The 19,939-nt window shown below is 30.9% G+C and carries 18 protein-coding genes; all 18 read right to left on the reverse strand.

Annotated elements, in window-relative coordinates; genetic code table 11:
• Positions 1 to 23: 23 nt before the first annotated feature.
• Entirely contained in the window at positions 24 to 1,217 is a 1,194-nt protein-coding gene (gene coaBC / locus PTSHG_RS02650; RefSeq protein WP_019107345.1) for a bifunctional phosphopantothenoylcysteine decarboxylase/phosphopantothenate--cysteine ligase CoaBC, read from the reverse strand.
• A 1-nt stretch (position 1,218) separates the two neighbouring features.
• Positions 1,219 to 1,521 (reverse strand): DNA-directed RNA polymerase subunit omega, encoded by a 303-nt coding sequence (gene rpoZ, locus PTSHG_RS02655; protein ID WP_019107346.1) that lies wholly within the window; start codon positions 1,519 to 1,521, stop codon positions 1,219 to 1,221.
• Positions 1,518 to 2,138, reverse strand: a complete 621-nt coding sequence (gene gmk, locus PTSHG_RS02660; RefSeq protein WP_019107347.1) for a guanylate kinase — start codon at positions 2,136 to 2,138, stop codon at positions 1,518 to 1,520. Before gmk ends, rpoZ begins: the two co-directional genes overlap by 4 nt.
• A gap of 22 nt (positions 2,139 to 2,160) precedes the next feature.
• Positions 2,161 to 3,036: a YicC/YloC family endoribonuclease gene (locus tag PTSHG_RS02665; protein WP_019107348.1), complete on the reverse strand. Its 876-nt coding sequence runs from the start codon at positions 3,034 to 3,036 to the stop codon at positions 2,161 to 2,163.
• A 48-nt stretch (positions 3,037 to 3,084) separates the two neighbouring features.
• Positions 3,085 to 5,496, reverse strand: coding sequence for a leucine--tRNA ligase (gene leuS / locus PTSHG_RS02670; RefSeq protein ID WP_019107349.1), 2,412 nt, complete (start codon positions 5,494 to 5,496; stop codon positions 3,085 to 3,087).
• An 8-nt stretch (positions 5,497 to 5,504) separates the two neighbouring features.
• A complete protein-coding gene (gene asnS, locus PTSHG_RS02675; RefSeq protein ID WP_019107350.1) occupies positions 5,505 to 6,893 on the reverse strand; it encodes an asparagine--tRNA ligase in 1,389 nt (462 codons plus the stop codon).
• A 71-nt stretch (positions 6,894 to 6,964) separates the two neighbouring features.
• Positions 6,965 to 8,266: a replication-associated recombination protein A gene (locus PTSHG_RS02680; RefSeq protein ID WP_019107351.1), complete on the reverse strand. Its 1,302-nt coding sequence runs from the start codon at positions 8,264 to 8,266 to the stop codon at positions 6,965 to 6,967.
• A gap of 1 nt (position 8,267) precedes the next feature.
• Entirely contained in the window at positions 8,268 to 8,726 is a 459-nt protein-coding gene (nrdR, locus tag PTSHG_RS02685; RefSeq protein WP_019107352.1) for a transcriptional regulator NrdR, read from the reverse strand.
• 143 nt (positions 8,727 to 8,869) lie between these two features.
• Positions 8,870 to 9,958: a cell division protein FtsZ gene (ftsZ, locus tag PTSHG_RS02690; protein WP_019107353.1), complete on the reverse strand. Its 1,089-nt coding sequence runs from the start codon at positions 9,956 to 9,958 to the stop codon at positions 8,870 to 8,872.
• 116 nt (positions 9,959 to 10,074) lie between these two features.
• The gene (locus tag PTSHG_RS02695) at positions 10,075 to 10,929 is read right to left on the reverse strand and encodes a cell division protein FtsQ/DivIB (protein ID WP_019107354.1); all 855 of its coding nucleotides are present in this window, start codon (positions 10,927 to 10,929) and stop codon (positions 10,075 to 10,077) included.
• Positions 10,930 to 10,933: 4 nt separating this feature from the next.
• The gene (gene murG, locus PTSHG_RS02700) at positions 10,934 to 12,013 is read right to left on the reverse strand and encodes an undecaprenyldiphospho-muramoylpentapeptide beta-N-acetylglucosaminyltransferase (protein WP_019107355.1); all 1,080 of its coding nucleotides are present in this window, start codon (positions 12,011 to 12,013) and stop codon (positions 10,934 to 10,936) included.
• Positions 12,010 to 13,122 (reverse strand): FtsW/RodA/SpoVE family cell cycle protein, encoded by a 1,113-nt coding sequence (locus tag PTSHG_RS02705; protein ID WP_019107356.1) that lies wholly within the window; start codon positions 13,120 to 13,122, stop codon positions 12,010 to 12,012. Before PTSHG_RS02705 ends, murG begins: the two co-directional genes overlap by 4 nt.
• Positions 13,123 to 14,442: a UDP-N-acetylmuramoyl-L-alanine--D-glutamate ligase gene (gene murD / locus PTSHG_RS02710; RefSeq protein ID WP_019107357.1), complete on the reverse strand. Its 1,320-nt coding sequence runs from the start codon at positions 14,440 to 14,442 to the stop codon at positions 13,123 to 13,125.
• Between the two features lie 9 nt (positions 14,443 to 14,451).
• Positions 14,452 to 15,402, reverse strand: a complete 951-nt coding sequence (mraY, locus tag PTSHG_RS02715) for a phospho-N-acetylmuramoyl-pentapeptide-transferase (protein WP_019107358.1) — start codon at positions 15,400 to 15,402, stop codon at positions 14,452 to 14,454.
• 12 nt (positions 15,403 to 15,414) lie between these two features.
• A complete protein-coding gene (locus PTSHG_RS02720; RefSeq protein WP_019107359.1) occupies positions 15,415 to 17,871 on the reverse strand; it encodes a penicillin-binding transpeptidase domain-containing protein in 2,457 nt (818 codons plus the stop codon).
• Positions 17,872 to 17,881: 10 nt separating this feature from the next.
• Positions 17,882 to 18,289, reverse strand: a complete 408-nt coding sequence (locus PTSHG_RS02725) for an FtsB family cell division protein (RefSeq protein WP_019107360.1) — start codon at positions 18,287 to 18,289, stop codon at positions 17,882 to 17,884.
• A gap of 1 nt (position 18,290) precedes the next feature.
• A complete protein-coding gene (gene rsmH, locus PTSHG_RS02730) occupies positions 18,291 to 19,229 on the reverse strand; it encodes a 16S rRNA (cytosine(1402)-N(4))-methyltransferase RsmH (protein ID WP_019107361.1) in 939 nt (312 codons plus the stop codon).
• On the reverse strand, positions 19,229 to 19,657 hold the full coding sequence (mraZ, locus tag PTSHG_RS02735; RefSeq protein ID WP_019107362.1) for a division/cell wall cluster transcriptional repressor MraZ: 429 nt from the start codon (positions 19,655 to 19,657) through the stop codon (positions 19,229 to 19,231). Before mraZ ends, rsmH begins: the two co-directional genes overlap by 1 nt.
• Positions 19,658 to 19,939 lie beyond the last annotated feature (282 nt).

The raw sequence follows: 19,939 nt of genomic DNA on the forward strand, positions 1-19,939 counted from the left end.
ACCTATAAAAGAGCTAGATTTCTCTAGCTCATAAGATTTTTTACTCTATCTAAAATTTCTTTTGCAAGTTCAGCTTTACTCATGATTTCTAAATCGTCAATGTTATCTTTACTTATAATAGAGACAATATTAGTGTCACTTCCAAAACCTGCACCCTTTTTCTTAATATTATTGGCAACAATCATGTCAAAATTCTTTTTTACAAGCTTTTCTTTAGCATACTCATAAACATTTGTGGATTCAGCTGCAAAACCAACTATAATTTGATTTTTTTTCAAACTTCCATAATGAGCAGCTATGTCTGGATTTTTTTCCATTTCAATTAAATTCATTTGACTGTCATTGCCCTTTTTAATCTTTTCTTCACTGTAAGATTTAGGTCTATAATCACTTGGTGCTGCAGCTTTTATTAAAACATCACAGTCATCAAAATATTTTCCAACAGCATCAAACATATCCCTTGTAGTTTTTACCCTAACAAAGTTATCAACCTTTGGAATATCTATTTTTGTCGGACCGGATATAAGAGTGACCTTTGCTCCCCTCTTATTTGCATTGTCTGCCAAAGCATAACCCATCTTTCCTGACGAATAATTTGAAATAAATCTTACTGGGTCGAGAGGTTCCACAGTTGGACCAGCTGTTATAAGAACATGCTTTCCTCCCAAATCCTTTTCCATTAGAGCCCTATCAATTTCATCAACTATTTCACTTGGCTCCAGCATTTTTCCACTTCCATAGTCATTGCAAGCCAATAAGTCTTCTTTAGTCTCTAAAATAATTACTCCTCTATTTTTTAGAGTTTCCATATTTTTTTGATTGGCTTCTGAATTTAACATAACAGTATTCATGCCTGGTGCAAGCATAACTTTTGACCTTGATGCCATTAAAACTGTAGTAAGCATATCATCAGCAATACCATTTGCAAATTTGCCAATTAAATTAGCAGATGTTGGTGCTATAACTATTATATCAGCCCATTTAGCTAGAGAAATATGCTCCACATCCATGTTAAATAATTGATTGAACATTTCGCAGTGCACAACATTATTTGACATAGTTTGAAAAGTTAAAGGCCTTACAAATTCAGTTGCATTTTTAGTCATAACAACCTTAACTTCAGCTCCTAACTTTCTTAACAAACTACAAATCCCTGGAGATTTATAAGATGCAATGCCACCAGTAACTCCAAGAAGAATTTTTTTTCCTTTTAACATTTTATTCCTCTTCTAGGTCTTCTGAGCTCAACTTTTCTATTTTTTCTTGTTTAATTTTTTCGATTAATTCTTCTTTTTCTTCTGCTACCTTCTTTTCATATTGAGAATCAGATAATCTTTCGCCAAACTTAATTTTTCCAGCCATAATTTCTTCAATAGCAATTGTAACTGGATTTTCACTTTTTGTATCCACAAGTGGTGGGTTTCCTTCAATTAATTTTCTTGATCTCTTTGAAACCAAAATTGCAAGTTCGTATCTTGAATTTGCAACTTCTCTTAACTCTTTAAAAGATGGTATAATCATTTATTTCTCTCCTCTTCTGCTTGAACTTCTTTCTTAATATCTTTGTGCCTTTTAACTCTCAATTTTTCTGCAGCTATAATAGTTTCAATGTCCCTAACAGCATTGTCTATTACGTCATTTATAACAAAATAATCATATTCTCCAACAAAATCAAGTTCTTTAAAAGCATTCTTATATCTTGTTTCTATTTCATCTTCAGTTTCTGTGTCCCTCTTAACAAGGCGAGATTTCAGTTCATCCATAGTAGGAGGAATTAAGAAAATAAAGACTGCTTCTTTGTATTTCTTTTTTACTTGTAAGGCTCCTTGTACATCAATTTCTAAAAGTACAATTTCTCCTTTTTCAATTTCATCAAAAACAAATTGTTTTGGAGTTCCATAATAATTAGTATGAACAAAGGCATGCTCCAAAAGCTCATCATTTTCTACCATTTTTTCAAATTCTTCTCTTGTAGCAAAAAAATAATTTTCTCCATTTACTTCGCCTGGTCTAGGCGTTCTAGTAGTAACTGAAGTAGAAAAAATTATATCATCGTTGTTTTTCATAAGAGCCTCACTGACAGTTCCCTTTCCAGAACCAGAAGGACCTGACAAAACTAATAAAAATCCGCCGTCCAAATCATCACCATCCTAATTTATATTATTCAACATTTTGTACTTGTTCACGCAATTTTTCAATCTCAGATTTAAGGAGTACAACCTTACTTGTAATTTCGATATCATTTGATTTTGAGCCAATTGTATTAGATTCCCTATTCATCTCTTGAATTAAAAAATCTAATTTTCTTCCAATCGCTCCCTCTGACTTTATTATATCATTAAAATTATCTATATGTATTTTCAATCTAGTAATTTCTTCGTCAATTGAGAGTTTGTCCAGCATAATTGCAATTTCAGTCAAAATTCTATCTTCATCTATTTTACTTAATTCTAAATATTCAGAAATCCTATCTCTAAGCTTTTTCTCATTTTCCCTAAGAGAAATTGGGGCTCTCTTTTCAATAAATGAAGTAATATTTCTTATTTCTTCTAACTTTATAAGAAAATCTTCCTTAATTTTCTCCCCTTCAATATTTCTTGCTTCGACAAAATCTTTAGATGCTAATTCCACTATATTTATAAGTTCATCTTTAATGTAGTCTCCATCAAACTCTGCCTTTTGAGGTTTAAGAATATTTCCAACTTCTATTAATTTTGAAAAAGAAAGATCTTCAACTACTCCATATTTTTCCTGTAAATCTTTACTTATACTAATATACTTATTTAGAAGCTCATAGTCAACATCAATTTTGACTTCACTAGAGTCCAAATATTCAAAATTAATGAATACATCAACTTTACCTCTTTTGATTTTACTTTTAATAAAAGATTTTACCGCTTCCTCAGTATACATAATAGACGATGGCATCCTTACGTTGATGTCAAGATATCTATTGTTAACTGATTTCATCTCAACTTTTATATAAAAGTTATCGCTTCTCTTCTCAAAAAGGCCGTAGCCAGTCATGCTATTCATAAAAACTCCTCATAAAGAAACAAAAAGCACTAAAAAGTGCTTTTCATTTTATTTTACAACAATATTTACTATCTTATTTGGAATATAAATTTTCTTAACAACTTTCTTTGATTCAATATTTTTGGCAAAAAGTTCATCCTTTTCTGCCACTTCAAATACTTCATCTTGTGAAGCATCTCTTTCAATTTTAATTGTGTATCTAACTTTACCATTAAATTGAACAGGAATTTCTATTTCATCATCAATTGTCATTTTTTCATCAAATTTAGGCCAAACTTGTTCTGAAAGAACTCCACCCAAGTCGCATACTTGCCACAATTCTTCTGTTATATGTGGGGCAACTGGATTTAATAAAATTAAGAAAGTTCTAAAATCTTCTTTTGTAATTTTACCCTTAGAATTGAAACTATTTGAAAGTGTCATAAGTTGTGCAATGGCAGTATTTGCTTTTAAGCTTGCATAATCTTCAGTAACTTTTTTAATAGTTTTGTGAATTTCAGCTGCCAAATCTTCACTGTATTCATCGCCATCAACAACTATAGCTTGTAAATTCCAAACTCTTTCCAAAAATCTTCTGCAGCCTTTAACTCCATTTTCTGACCATGGAACTGGTTTTTCAAAATCGCCAATAAACATTTCATAACATCTAAGTGTATCAGCTCCATAATCTCTTACAATGTCGTCTGGATTTACAACATTTCCTCTTGATTTAGACATTTTTTCATTGTTGCCACCAAGAATCATACCATGAGAAGTTCTCTTTTGGTATGGCTCTTTAGTAGGTACAGCTCCAATATCATACAAGAATTTGTGCCAAAATCTTGAATAAAGTAAGTGAAGTGTTGTATGTTCCATTCCACCATTATACCAGTCTACTGGAGTCCAATATTCAAGTGCTTCTTTACTTGCAAGTTCTTTATCATTATGTGGATCAGTATATCTCAAGAAATACCATGATGAACCAGCCCATTGTGGCATTGTATCTGTTTCTCTTTTTGCAGGTCCGCCACACTTTGGACATCTTGTATTTACCCAATCAGTCATCTTAGCAAGTGGTGATTCCCCTGAATCAGTTGGCTCATAATTTTCAACTTCTGGGAGTAAAAGTGGAAGTTCTTCTTCTGGAAGAGCTACATGACCACATTTTTCACAGTGAACTATAGGTATTGGTTCTCCCCAATATCTTTGTCTAGAAAATACCCAGTCTCTAAGCTTGTAATTTATTTTTCTGTCGCCAAGTTTATTTTCTTCTAAATATTCAATCATCTTGGCAATAGCTTCTTTTACTTCAAGACCATTCAATATCCCTGAATTTATCATTTTTCCGCTTGAAGTTTCTGTATTTGCATGTTCGCTAACGTCAGAACCTTCAATAACTGGAATTATATCAAGTCCAAATTTCTTTGCAAAGTCATAGTCACGATCATCGTGAGCTGGAACAGCCATAATAGCTCCTGTTCCATAAGTCATTAATACATAATCAGAAATCCAAATTGGTATTTCTTTATTTGTAAGTGGATTAATTGCCTTAATCCCCTTAATTTCAACACCAGTTTTATCTTTTTCTAATTCAGTTCTTTCAAATTCACTTTTCTTTGCACACTCTACTTTATAAGCATTTATTTCATCTGAATTTTCAATTTTATCTGAATACTTTTCGATTAAAGGATGTTCTGGCGCTATTACCATGTATGTTGCTCCATAAATTGTGTCAGGTCTAGTGGTAAAAACTTCTAGTTTTTCATCAAAATCTTTAAGTGAAAAGTTTATACTTGCCCCTTCACTTCTCCCAATCCAATTTTTTTGTTGAGTCACAACTCTATCTATAAAATCAAGGTCGTCTAGATCTGAAATCAATCTATCTGCATATTCTGTTATTTTTAGCATCCATTGACTTTTTACTCGTCTAACAACTTCTTCTCCACATCTTTCGCATTTTCCGCCAACAACTTCTTCGTTGGAAAGTCCAACTTTACATGAAGGACACCAGTTTATTGGCATCTCTTTTTTGTAAGCTAGGCCATGTTTATATAATTGTAGAAAAATCCATTGTGTCCACTTGTAATATTCTGGGTCTGTTGTATTAATTTCTCTAGTCCAGTCAAAAGAAAATCCAATAGATTTTAATTGTTCTTTAAAATGTGCAATATTATTTTTTGTAACTATAGCTGGATGAATTTTATTTTTTATTGCAAAATTTTCAGTTGGAAGACCAAAAGCATCCCAACCCATTGGGAAAAGTACATTATATCCTTGCATTCTCTTCATTCTTGAAACAATATCAAGAGCTGTGTAGGGTCTTGGATGACCTACGTGAAGTCCTTGTCCTGATGGATAAGGAAATTCTACAAGTGCATAGAATTTTTCTTTATCAGAATTATTTTCACAGACAAAAGATTCATGTTCATCCCAAAAGTCTTGCCATTTTTTTTCTATTTCGTTTGGTGTATATTTATTCATATTAACTCCTAAAATTCAGCATTTCCAACAGTTCTTGGGAATGGTATTACATCTCTTATATTTTTCATTCCTGTTATATACATTACAGCTCTTTCAAATCCAAGTCCATAACCTGAGTGAACAACAGAGCCATATCTTCTTAAATCAAGGTACCAGTCATAAGTTTCCATATTCATTCCAATATTCTTCATCTTTTCTTCTAGAATATCAAGTCTGTGTTCTCTTTGGCTTCCTCCAATGATTTCGCCAACTCCTGGTACTAATAAATCCATTGCCGCTACAGTTTTTTTGTCATCATTTTCATACATATAGAATGCTTTGATTTCCTTAGGATAATTTGTTACAAATACTGGTTTTTTATAAACTTCTTCAGTTATATATCTTTCGTGTTCAGTTTGAAGGTCTATTCCCCAACTAACTGGATAGTTAAATTCTCTATCAGCTTTTTCTAGAATTTTAATAGCTTCTGTATAAGTTATTCTTGCAAATTCATTTTCAACAACATTTTGTAGTCTTTCAAGAAGACCCTTGTCAATAAAATTGTTAAAGAATTCCATTTCTTGTGGCGCATTTTCTAAAACATAAGAGATAATGTATTTTAACATTTCTTCAGAAATGTCCATATTAACATTTAAGTCTGCAAATGCCATTTCAGGTTCAATCATCCAAAATTCAGCAGCATGTCTTTGCGTATTTGAATTTTCTGCTCTAAATGTTGGTCCAAAAGTGTATATATTCTTGAAAGCTTCTGCAAAGGCTTCAGCTTCAAGTTGACCTGATACTGTTAAATGAGTTTTTTTGTTAAAAAAGTCTTTTGAGTAATCAACTTCTGTTGGCTCAGATTTTGCAATACTATCAATATCAAGAGTTGTAACTTGGAACATTTCTCCAGCACCTTCGGCATCTGATGTTGTAATTATTGGAGCGTGAACATATACAAATCCTTTTTCTTGGAAGAATTTGTGAATTGCATAAGCAATTAGTGACCTAACTCTAAAAATAGCATTAAATGTATTTGCTCTTGGACGAAGATGAGCTATTGTTCTTAAATATTCCATTGTATGTCTCTTCTTTTGAAGAGGATAAGAAGGATCAGATGAACAAATGGCAACAATTTTATTTGCTTGAAGTTCAAAAGATTGATTTTTCCCTGGAGATTTAACAATTTTCCCAGTAACTTCAAGAGAAGAAGATATTGGATATTTTTCCACTTCATCAAAATTATAAAGGTCCTTACCATAAACTACTTGAATAGGCTTAAAAACTGTTCCATCAGTAAGTTCAATAAAACCAAAATTCTTTGAAGCTCTGCTAGTTTTTATCCAACCACTTAATACTATTTCTTTATCTAAAAAATCTTCTGGATTTTTAAAAATATCTCTAATGCTAATTGACATAATTCCTCCTAATTTGTTTTCCTTACATAATGTTTAAGTATATAATTAAATCCCTTATTTGTCAATTTTACTCACTTCAAAGAGTCAAGATGTTTTTTTATATTAATTTCATGTCCAACATCTTTTGGCTCGTAATACTTTTTGCCGATAAAATTGTCTGGCATATACTTTTGCTCAACATAAGATCCTTCATAATTGTGTGGGTACAAATATTTTTCATCAGTTTCATTTTGTGGATTGTGCTTGTCCCTAATAATTTTTGGAATATTTATATTATTTGATTTTTTTACATCTTCCATCGCCTTATTTATTCCAAGATAAGATGCATTTGATTTTTCAGACGTTGCAAGGTAAGTCACCATCTGTGCCAAAATAATTCTCGCTTCTGGCATACCCACAGCATTTATGCTGTTAAAACAAGCTGAAGCCATTACCATTGCCTGTGGATTTGCATTTCCAACATCTTCTGATGCAAAAATTATAAGTCTTCTTGCGATAAACTTTATATCTTCTCCGCCTTCAAGCATCTTTGCAAGATAAATCAATGCCGCATCAGGATCAGATCCTCTCATAGACTTAATAAATGCAGAAATTGTATCATAATGCTCATTATTATTTTTGTCATACTTAACATTTTTTATTAAAAGAGAATTTTCTATTACATTCTCATCTACAAAAATTTTCCCATCTATTTCATCAGTTGATAGAATAGCAATTTCTAAGCTATTTAATAAAAATCTTCCATCACCATTTGAATTCTTAACTAGAATTTCTTTTGCAAGTTCTGTGATTTCAACATTTTTGTTCCCAAAGCCTCTTTCTTTATCACTTAATGCAGTTTCAAGCATTTTATATAGGTCTTTATCTTCAAGTGGTAGTAAATTTATAATTTGCATCCTAGATAATAGAGCTCTGTTGACTTCGAAATAGGGATTTTCAGTAGTAGCACCAATTAAAGTTATAATTCCTCTTTCTACAAAAGGTAAAAGAGCGTCCTGTTGCGTCTTATTAAATCTGTGAATCTCATCAATAAAAACTATAGTAGATATATTGTGAAACTTCATAGAATCTTCAGCTTTTTTTAAAACTTCGCGAAGTTCCTTTAGGTTTGAAGTTACAGCTGAAAGTTTTATAAAATTTTTATTTGTAGTTTTTGCAATAATCTCTGCTAAAGTTGTTTTGCCTACTCCAGGAGGCCCGTAAAATAAAATAGAAGAAAGTCTGTCGCTCTTTATAAGCCTTGACAGGTATTTTCCCTCGCCAATCACATGATCTTGACCCACAAATTCATCTAGACTTCTTGGTCTCATCTTATCTGCAAGAGGTGCCCCATTCATTAAGTTTTTCTGCATACTAAGTTCAAATAAATCCATTTTAATTCTTCTTTTTTACAAAATTCTCAAGCTCGTCAACAAAAGACTGTAAGTCTTTAAATTCCCTATAAACTGATGCAAATCTTACATAAGAAACTTCATCTAAATCCTTTAATTCATCCATTACCATTTCTCCCACTTCGAGAGAAGTAATTTCTCTTCTCATTGAGTTTTCAATTTTCTTTTCAATATTATTTACAGCTTCTTCTATTTCGTCAGCAGAAACTGGTCTCTTTTCGCAGGACTTAATCATACCCCTAATAATTTTTTCTCTATCAAAGGCTTGTCTATTTCCATCTTTTTTTATTACCATTACTGGCGATTTTTCTATTTTTTCATAAGTAGTAAATCTTTTTTGACATTTCAAACACTCACGTCTTCTTCTAATTGTATATCCTTCATCAGTAGGTCTTGTATCTAAAACCTTAGAATCATCGTATCCGCAAAATGGACATTTCATTATCTTCACCTCATTTATATAAGCCAATAAACTTTTAAACCTATAATATCACTTAAATTTTTATTAATCAATGTAGTCAAATAAACTAAAAAAAGGACATTGTTTCCAATGTCCACTAATGTTATATTATGAAAATACTAAAATTATTTTCTGTTAATTCTCAAGAAAGAAGGAATTTTAAGTTCTCCATTATCTTCTTCATCATCTTCGCCAATTGTTCCAATAGGAGTGCCTGTCATTTCAACTTTATTTTCTTTCTTTTCTTTTTTGTCGTCTTTATATTGGTCAAATTCAGTTGCAATAACTGTGATTTTAACTTCATCTTTAAGTGATTCATCAATTCCTGCACCAAAGATTATATTTGCATCTTCAGATACGCAATCTCTAATTAAATCAGCCGCTTCATTAACTTCAAAGATACCAAGATCTGATCCTGCAGTGATATTTAATAGAACAGATTTTGCTCCTTCGATAGAAGTTTCTAGTAGAGGAGAATTAATTGCAAGTTTAGCAGCTTCAGTAGCTCTATCATCGCCTGATGCACGACCAATACCCATGTGTGCAACACCCTTGTCATACATAATTGTCTTAACATCAGCAAAGTCAAGGTTAATTAAGTTTGGTACAGAAATTAAATCTGAAATACCTTGGATACCTTGTTTTAATATGTCATCAGCCATTTCAAAAGCTTGTGAGAAGCTAGTTTTCTTATCTGCAATACTTAGAAGTCTGTCATTTGGAATTATAACTAATGTATCAACTTTTCCCTTTAGAGCATTTATTCCTTGTTCAGCAGATTTTGCTCTTTTTCTACCTTCAAATGTAAATGGTTTTGTAACAACGCCAACTGTAAGTAGACCTAATTCTTTAGCAACATCAGCAATAACAGGAGCTGCACCAGTACCAGTACCTCCGCCCATTCCTGCAGTTATGAATACCATGTCAGCACCTTCAAGAGACTCTCTAATTTCATCAATTGATTCTTCTGCTGCTTGTTCTCCTACTTCAGGATTTGCACCTGCACCAAGTCCCTTAGTTATTTTTTCACCAAGTTGAATCTTAGTTTCAGCAAGTGAACTCTTTAATGCTTGCTTATCAGTGTTAAATACTAAAAATTCTACACCCTTTACACCAGCATTAATCATTCTATTAACAGCGTTATTTCCTCCGCCACCAACGCCAACTACTTTAATTTTGGCAAATTCGTCTTGGTCCATATCGAATTCCAACATAAACATCCTCCTCGTATACTAATTAATTGTTTTTATATTCATTACTATTATTTTATAGAAATACTTGTAAATAGTCAATATATAAAGGTCAATTGCTAATTTTTATTTGTATAATACTAATTTTTTTCTACTTCTCTATATGATTTGTCATTTTTTTCTTTTCTATCATTATCATCTTTTTGATTTTTTTCATTATTGTTACCATCTTTTTCGCCATCCGTTATGAGAATTGGACTCTCTCCCTTTTCCATTTGAATAATGATAGCATTTTTATTTGTTTTTTTAATGTCGTCTAAGATAAGAGAGAGCATTTTTAATTTATAAGATGTGTTACTATAAGAACCAAACTCAATTTTTATTCCCCCGACAGTTGTAAATGTAGCAATTGAATCTAATAGCTCAATTTCTCTAATATTTCCACGAAGAGAATATTCCTCTTTCTTTAATTCAAGAAGAAGGTTCCTTTTTTCTTCATCCTCTTTGTTTACTAAAATATAATTTCCTGCCTTTGGATTATCTACATTAAATCCTGTCAAATTAACAAGATTATCGGATTTTTTCTTTGAATTTTTTAAAATTCTAAAGTCTTCATCAATAATTAAGTAGTCACTTGACTCCATTTGATAATATGGCGTTCTCTCACTTACATTAACCTTTACTTTTCCAGTTATGGAATAAGATATTTTAGCATCATTTATGTAAGGAATAGACTTAATCTTCTTTAGTCTATCCTTTTTTGAAACTATAAAATACTTATTACCTTTTTTAAGAGCCGAAACATTTTTAATTGTAGTAGCACTTACATTTTTATTGCCTTCAATCAAAACATTTTTTATAGTAAATAAATTAGAATTTTTAATGGCAAAAATCAACAAAAAAATAAAGGAAAAAAATATAAAAAACCTAGTGAAAATTCTAAAATATTTTCTTTTCTTATTCAGTTTTCTTTTTTTCTTTTCCGTCTTTTTCATAAAATCACTTTAAAAGTATTTCAACTATTTTTGAAACTGCATCTGGACTTGCTAACTTCTTTGAGTTATCTGCCATTAGTTTTCTATCTTCGTCCTTATTTAAAATTTTTTCTATTCCATCTAATAGAGTATCCCCATTTAGATTTTCTTCTTCTATAACTGAACTCGCACCCATGTTACTATAGCTCATTGCATTGTAATATTGATGATTTCCTGCAGTATATGCCTTCGGAATTAATATTGAAGCTATACCAATTGCAGAAATCTCTGCCAAAGTCATAGCTGATGATGATGCTATTACAAGGTCAGCACTTGAAAGATAATCATAGACTTTATGAGTGTAATCTAATATTTCCACATTTTCAGGAACTTCTCCAAGTTTTCCCATAAAGTAATCGTAGTGGTCTCTACCAGTTACATGAGTAAGCTTAAAGGATAATTTTTCCTTTTTGCTTAAAATTTCTAAAATTGCATCATTTGTTGACTCTTGACCGCCAGAGCCACCAAAGGAAAATACAAATTTTTCATCTTTTTTTATCTTTAAGGAATCTCTAGACTTTTGTCTGTCTAAATGAGAAAATACTTCTCTAATTGGATTTCCTGTAAAAATAATATTATCATTATTCAAATATTTTTTTGCTTCCATAAAATTTATAAAGACATAGTCAGCTTTCTTTGCCAAAATTTTATTTGTCTTTCCAGGATAAGCATTTTGCTCTTGTATTGCTGTTTTTATCTTTTTTTGTTGTGCTTTAAATACTATTGGCGCACAAACATATCCTCCAGTACCAATTACAATATCTGGTTTAAAATTATCTAAAATCTTTGTGCACTCTTTCAAGCCCTTCATCAAATTAAAGAAAGTTATAACAGTATCTTTATTAATTTTTTTCCTTGGTAGACCAGAAACATCTATTCCTTGGAAGTCAAAACCATATTTTTTCGCAAGTTCTTCTTCCAAAGAATTCTTCTTGCCTACATATAAAATTTTAGCTTCTTTATCTTGTTTTTTTATTTCTTCTCCAATGGCTAGAGCAGGATATATGTGGCCTCCAGTTCCTCCACCAGATAAAATATACTTCATACAGTTCCTTCTTTCGAAATTTTTAATAATACAGCAGTAGATGCAATTGCCATTACCAGTGCCGTACCTCCATAAGATATGAAGGGAAGAGTAATTCCTGTAACTGGCAAGAGCTTTGCACAAACTCCCATGTTGAAAAATGCTTGAATACCTATATAGCTTGTTATGCCAATAGCTGTAAATTTATCAAAATAATTTGTCGCTTTAAAGGCAATCATATAACCCCTATAAATATAAATTATAAAAAGTAAAATGATTATAAAAGTCCCAATAAATCCAAATTCTTCAGCTAGTACAGAAAAAATAAAATCCGTGTAAGCCTCCGGAAGATTTGTGTACTTTTGGCGAGACCTAAAAAGTCCAACTCCAGAATAACCACCAAGGGCAAAAGCATATAATGACTGTCTAGCTTGATACTTATCAGATGTTTGATAATTAGTCGAATCTGATACAAAACCTAAAATTCTCTGTATCCTAAACTTATTTTCTGGATCCTTTAAAATAATATATATTAGAATAATACCCAAGACTAGGAGGAATAAAAACTGTTTCTTATCTATACCTGCCGCAAGTAATATAGAAGATAATGCAACTCCTATAACTACTGCTGTAGAAAAGTCCTTTATCATTATTGGGCCAACAGATATACCTATTATAGCTACCGCTATTAAAAAAGTTTTTGGCTCTCTAAGTGTGTAAATATTTCTAGAAAGATATTTTGATAAGAAAACTATTGATGTTAATTTTAAAAGGTCTGAAGGTTGAAACTTAAGTGGAATAACTTTAAAGTCCAACCACCTGCTTTGACCATTTTTGTTATATCCAAGAGGTGTCCACAATAATAGTATTAATATTACACTTAATATAAATAGCCAAGTTATGTTTTTATATATTACTCCTCTTGGTACTCTAATAATAAAGATCATTGATATAATCCCTAAAATTAGGAATACTCCCTGCCTTATTAGATAATGAAAACTATTCAAATTGTATTTTTTTGCAGTGGGAAAAGACGCTGATGTTACCGCTATTAAACCAATTACTATTAAAAGTATCATGGTAATTAAAAGCACTAAATCGACATCTTTCATCTCCCTTTTTAGTTTCATCTATACCAACTCTCTAACTAAATCCTTAAAATGTCTTCCTCTAACTTCATAATCACTATACATATCCCAAGATGCACATGCAGGAGATAAAAGTACATCATCTCCATCTTTTGACAATTTCTTTGCAAGTTCAACAGCCTTATTTAAGTCCTTTACAATATAAAATTCAACTGCAGATTTTTTGCATGAATTTGAAAACTTTTCAGCAGTCTCTCCAAATAGAATTACGTTTTTTAGTTTGTCCTTGGACTTTTCTATTAAGTCATCAAAGTCTGCTCCCTTGTCATATCCACCTGCAATAAGAACTACATCTCCATCCATAGCTGCAACTGCAACTTCTGTAGAGTCAGGATTAGTTCCCTTAGAGTCATTATAATATTTTACTCCATCTAATTCTCTTACAAATTCAATTCTGTGCTCAACACCCGTAAAGGATATTATGCTATTTTTTATTATTTCTGTATCAATACTTAGAAGTTTACTAGCAATAATCGCAGCCATAATATTTTTTATATTATGAACTCCAGGAATTTTTATATCTTTTACTTCTAAAACTTCTTCTGTATCTTTGCCATCATTGAAATAAATTTTTCCATTTTCAAGGAAAGCTCCTTTTTCTGAAATCTTATTCATTGAAAAATAATACTTTTCAGCCCTTAAATTATATTTTTCAGCAAGTTTTTTGTTTTCGTAATTTAAAATTGCAAAATCATCTTTATCTTGGTTTGCAAAAATTTTAAATTTTGCATCAACATAATTTTCAGTAGTCTTGTGCCAATCTAGGTGATCACTTGTTACATAAGTTAATATGGCAATATGTGGCTTAAATAATTTTGTATCCTCTAGTTGGAATGATGAAGCTTCTATTACAACATAATCATCATTTTTTGCTTCTTTAGTAATCTCTAATATGCCTTTTCCAATATTTCCAACAACAAAAGTCTTTGCCTTTCGCCTCAAAATATCTCCAATTATTGTAGTAGTTGTTGTTTTTCCATTAGTACCTGTAACTGCAACTACATTATTAGTTTTTAAGTTCCTATAGCTAAGTTCAATATCAGAAATAATTTCTATATTTTTTTCTCTAGCTTTTTCTAATAGTTCATGAAAAGGATATATTCCTGGACTTTTTACTATTAAGTCAATTTTATCTAAATCTTCATCTTTAAAAATCACAAAATCATCATCAATTTTTAACTTTTGAAGATCAATATTGCTATCATAAATATAAATCTTACATGGGAATTCCCTTAAAAATTTCAAAGCTGCTTTTCCTGTAACTCCAAAACCCATAATAAGAATGTTTTTATTTTCTATCATTTTTATCCCCTAAAATAAAATTAAATAAGAAATTATACAAAGTATAAGTTCAGCTAATGAAAATACAGCAACAACTTTTTTCTCATGCCATCCTTTTTGCTCATAATGATGATGAAGTGGAGACATTAGAAATACTCTCTTTCCTCTTGTCTTAAAGCTTACAACTTGAATAATTACAGAAAGAGTTTCTATAAAATATATTCCGCCTGCAATAGGTAAAATAAGAGGTACATTTAAAAGTAGTGCAATTGCAGAAATTGCTCCGCCAAGTGCCAAGGAACCTGTGTCTCCCATAAATACCTTAGCTGGATATTTATTAAAAAATAAAAATCCAATTAATGCACCGGCTAGTGCAAGGCAAAATGCTGCAATCTCATATCTTTGAAACTTTATTGCAACTACATTAAAAAATAAAAGACATATAATAGTAACACTTGTTGAAAGTCCATCTAAACCATCAGTTAAATTAACTGAATTTACTGTACCTACAATTACAAAAATTATAAAAGGAACATATAAAAATCCAATTGACCTATAATCTTTTAAAAATGGAATGTATAAATCTGTTCCCATATTTTTAGAATTATATTGATAAATAATTAGTATTACAGCTGTTAAAATCTGTAAAAATAATTTTTGATAAGCACGAAGTCCTAGATTTCTCTTTTTAACAACTTTAATATAATCATCAATAAAGCCCACTGCTCCAAAGGCAAGGGTAGAAAAGAGTATCATAAAAACAGAAGTTTTAAAATTTCCAGTTATTAAAGTTGTCACTATAGCTGAAGATAAAAATATTAATCCACCAATCGTTGGCGTTCCACTTTTTACCATGTGGTTTTGTGGTCCATCTTCTCTTATACTTTGCCCAGCGTGCAATCTTTTTAATATTGGAATTAATATCTTGCCAAATATTAAAGATAGAATTAATCCCAATCCTATATTTACTATATAATTCATTTTACTTTTGTCCTAGTCCTCTTTGTTACTTTCTTTATTTATACTTTTAATATTATCTGATTTTTTCTTTTTTGTTGATTTTTTCTTATTATAAAAATTATTATCTTTTGAGCTACTATTATTTTCTGTGTCTAGATTCCTATTTACTTTATTCTCATTATTATTTACTTCAGAATTTTCTTCATCATTTGTCTTAGAATAATTAATAGTAATAGTCTCTTCGCCACTTAATTTTTTGCCAGCTCTTGGGCTTTGTGATATAAAATCGCCATTTCCTTTGATATTATACTCTATATTCATTGAATTTAAAATAGATTCAGTTTCTTTTCTAGTCTTCTTAGATAAGTCAGGCATTATGAGAATACCACTGTCTCTATCATTAACAGCAAGGTCAACTATAGTATCTTTTATTACATAAGAACCCTGTGAAGGGCTTTGATTAGTAACTACTGAATAATTTTCTACTCCTTCAGCCTTTGTATTAAACCTCAAACCTGATTTTAAAAGAATTTTACCTGCATCTTCTAATAATAAACCTTCGACATCTGGCACTGAAACAAAGTCTTCCTTTTCATCAACTTCTTCTGTCTTTTGAATTTTCATGTAATTTAGTGATTTACTTAAAATTTCTTGAACTACTGGTGCTGCAACAGCTCCACCAAGAATACCACCCTTTGGATTATTTACAACAACAAGCACAGTCAATCTTGGATCATTAAGTGGTGCAACTCCAACAAAAGAAGAGTTATAAGCTTCTAAATATCCAGTAGGTGTAGCAATATTTGCAGTACCAGACTTTCCTCCAACTTTATATCCTGGCACTTGTGCAAGCTTTCCTGTTCCACTGTCAACTACTCTCTTCATCATATACTTCATCTTTTCTGAAGTTTCTTCTGAAATAACCCTTCTTCTAAGTTCAGCTTTCTTTTTCTCGATTACATTTCCATTAGCGTCCACTACCTCTTTTACAAGAGTGGGCTTATTAAGAAAACCACCATTAGAAATTGCACTAACTGCATTTATAAGTTGAATTGGAGAAACAGCAATTGAGTGACCATAAGACATAGTGGCTAATTTTACCTTACTTATTTCATCTGCAGATGCAGGAATAATGCCTGTGGATTCCCCATAAAGTTCCACTCCAGTTTTTCTTCCAAAGCCAAAAGCTTTGATGTATTTCAAAAACTTTTCTGGACCCAAAGCTTGACCAACTTGTATCATAGTCATATTACAAGATTCTTCTATTGCCTTTGCTAAACTTTTCATTCCTCTTGTATGACTTGTGCAAGTTAATCTTCTATCTCCTACTTTCATTACTCCTTGACAATTATACTGAGAATCTGGTTGAGATTTATTTTCCTCAATTGCAGCTGCTGCTGTTATAAGCTTGAAGGTAGAACCAGGCTCATATTGGTCATTTACATTGAAGTCTCTCCAATTGTCATAGAGAACTTGCATTTTTTCATCATCTTCTAACTTGTCCCATTCCTTTTCTTGTTTTTCGCCTATTGGAGCTCTAGGATCATTTAGATTATAGTCATCTTTAGTTGTCATTGCTAAAATTTCGCCAGTCATAGTGTCTTGCACTATTACAGAAACCTTGTCAGCGTTATTTTCCTTTTTTGCATTCATTGCTGCAGTTTCTGCAAACTGTTGAATATTTGAATCAATGGAAAGAACAATTGAATACCCCTCTTTAGGTGCATAAGTTTCTTCATCAGTTAAAGGTATTTTATTTGATGCATTGTCCTTTAAAGAAACATTTTTCCCAGAAATACCAGAAAGTTCTTCATCGTAGCTTGCTTCAATCCCATATTGACCAACATTTTCATCATTTGTAAAACCAATTATATAAGAAGCAAGATTATTAAAAGGATAAAGTCTTCTAGTTACATCATCAATAGATATTGCCATTAAATTATATTTTTTATTTTTCTTATTATTTTGATTTTCCTTGGCAATTTTACTTCTTATTTCTTTTAACTCACTTGCCTTAGTTCTGTCAATGTTTGTAGCAACTCTAACGACTTTGTCGCCCTTCATTTTATCTCTTATTTCATCGTATTCTAAACCTGTTACATCTGAAATAATCTTTGCATCTTCATCATACAGCTTTTCTCTTCTTTCTTTAAAATCACTGTTAGATTCATCTTTACCTTGATTTAAAAAATCCATATTATAAAAGACGTTACATTTTGTTATGTTAATTGCCATTTCTTTTTTATTTCTATCATAAATAATTCCACGATTAGAATTTATTACTTCAGTTCTTGTAAGTTGATTTAAAGCAGAAATAGTAAGTTCCTCTGATTGGACAATTTGAATAAATAAAAGTTTTATTATTAATGCTACAAATAAAAAAGCTAGAAAGATAAAAAATATAAATATGAATTTATTGGCATTATTTGCCTGCCTTTTAAATCCACCTTTCTTACTTTTATCTCTAGCTTTAAAATTACTATTTTTCAATTATATCCCCCTAATCTCTTGTAAAGGATCTAAGGACAGAAACAATTGGACTCAAGAATACGTTATAGTTAATATCTCCAACATTTTCTTCTTCCTCTGAATCAATATAAACTATTTGGTCTTCGGAAGGATATACCATTCCTAACTTATACATAGCTTCTTCAGCAATTTGTGCTGAAGATTTAACAGCTTTTATCTCGCCTACAAGAGTAATCTTAGTTTTATTTAATTCATCAATTTCAGCCTTTTGTTTTAAAATTTCTCTGTCGAGTCCAGCTATTTGTGAATACAAAATTAAAATTGCTGTAAAAATAATTATAACAATTGCCATAGTAAAAATAAAAGGCCTATTGCTTAAAAGTTGATTCTTATATCTATTATAACTTTTATTTGAAATTTTAGTTAAATTTTTTGCCATTTTACACCTCTAATTTTTCGGCAATTCTTAGTTTGGCAGAGTGAGCCCTATTATTTTCTTTTAACTCTTCTTCACTTGCAGTAATCGGTTTTCTCGTTATTATTTTAATTTCTCTTTTTTTGTCACAAGTACATATTGGCGAACTTGCTGGACATATACAGTCCTTTTCTAAATATTTAAAAGAATTTTTTACAATTCTATCTTCAAGAGAATGAAAAGTAATTATGGCTATTCGTCCTCCAGGATTTAATCTATTAACAAATTTATCTATGGACTTTTTTAAGACATCAAGTTCTTTATTGACTTCAATCCTTAAAGCTTGAAATGTCCTTTTTGCTGGATGAGGTCCATTTCTCCTAGCATTGATAGGGATGGCATTTTTTATAATCTCAACTAGCTCAAAAGTCCTTTCAATTTTTTTATTTTTTCTCTCTTGGACAATAAATTTAGAAATTCTTGATGCCCACTTTTCTTCGCCATAATCTTTTATAATTCTAGTGATTTCATCTTCACTATATGTATTTACAATATCCTTTGCAGAAATTTCTAAGTCCTTATCCATTCTCATATCCAGTGGTGCATCAAATCTATATGAAAACCCTCTCTCTGGATTGTCAAATTGATAAGAAGAGACTCCTATATCAAGTAGAACGCCATCAATTTTATCTATTCCAAGTTCCTCTAAAGCTTTATCAAAATTCATGTAATTAAAATTAAAAAATTCCACATTTTTAAATTCAGAAAGTCTTTTTTTTGCAGCCTCTAGAGCTTCAATATCTTGGTCAATTCCTATCAAAAGTCCTGTGCCATTAAGTTTTTTTAGAATTTCATAACTGTGACCTGCGCCTCCAAGTGTGCCGTCGAGATAAATTTTCTCTTTTCTAACATTTAATCCTTCAATTGTTTCCTCTAATAGAACGCTTTTATGTGAAAAATCCATTATATTCCCAACTCCGACATCTTTTCAGCAAGTTCTTCATAAGAAAGTGCTTCCTCTTCATTGTATTTATTCCAATTTTCTTCAGACCAAACTTCTGCGCGATTAGAAAGTCCTATTATCACACATTTATCTTCTAGATTAGCATAATCTCTTAAATTTTCAGAAATTAAAACTCTTCCCTGCTTATCTAATACACAATCAATTGCGCCAGAAAAAAAAGTTCTAACAAAGGAGCGTACAGCTTTATTTGTCATTGGAAGTTCTTTTAACTTATTTTCGATTTTCTCCCATTGCTCTTTTGGATATAAAAATAGGCAATCATCTAAACCCTTCGTCATTACAAAAACAGAAAGGTCGTCTCTAAATTTTGATGGAATTGTAATTCTGCCCTTTGGGTCAAGATTGTGTCTGAATTCACCTATTAACATAATATTCTCCACTTTATCCCATTTATATGATATTTTAAACCACTTTGCTCCACCTAAGACAATTTTACTACATAAAGTCGCTATTTTCTAGTATATTAATTAGTTTTTTAAAAATAGGACTAACGGCCCCTTTTATTTCTTTTATGTTAAATTTTGTTTTATTTTTGATACAAAAAAACTAAAAATTTAAGGGTTCATAAAAATTTTTTAATTTTTAAATCGATTAGAAAATGTGAATACGAAAATAAGGTTTAAAAATCCCCATAATAAAAATCCACCGGC

It is taken from the genome of Peptoniphilus senegalensis JC140 (assembly GCF_000321025.1).
Classification (GTDB): Bacteria; Bacillota; Clostridia; order Tissierellales; family Peptoniphilaceae; genus Peptoniphilus_A; species Peptoniphilus_A senegalensis.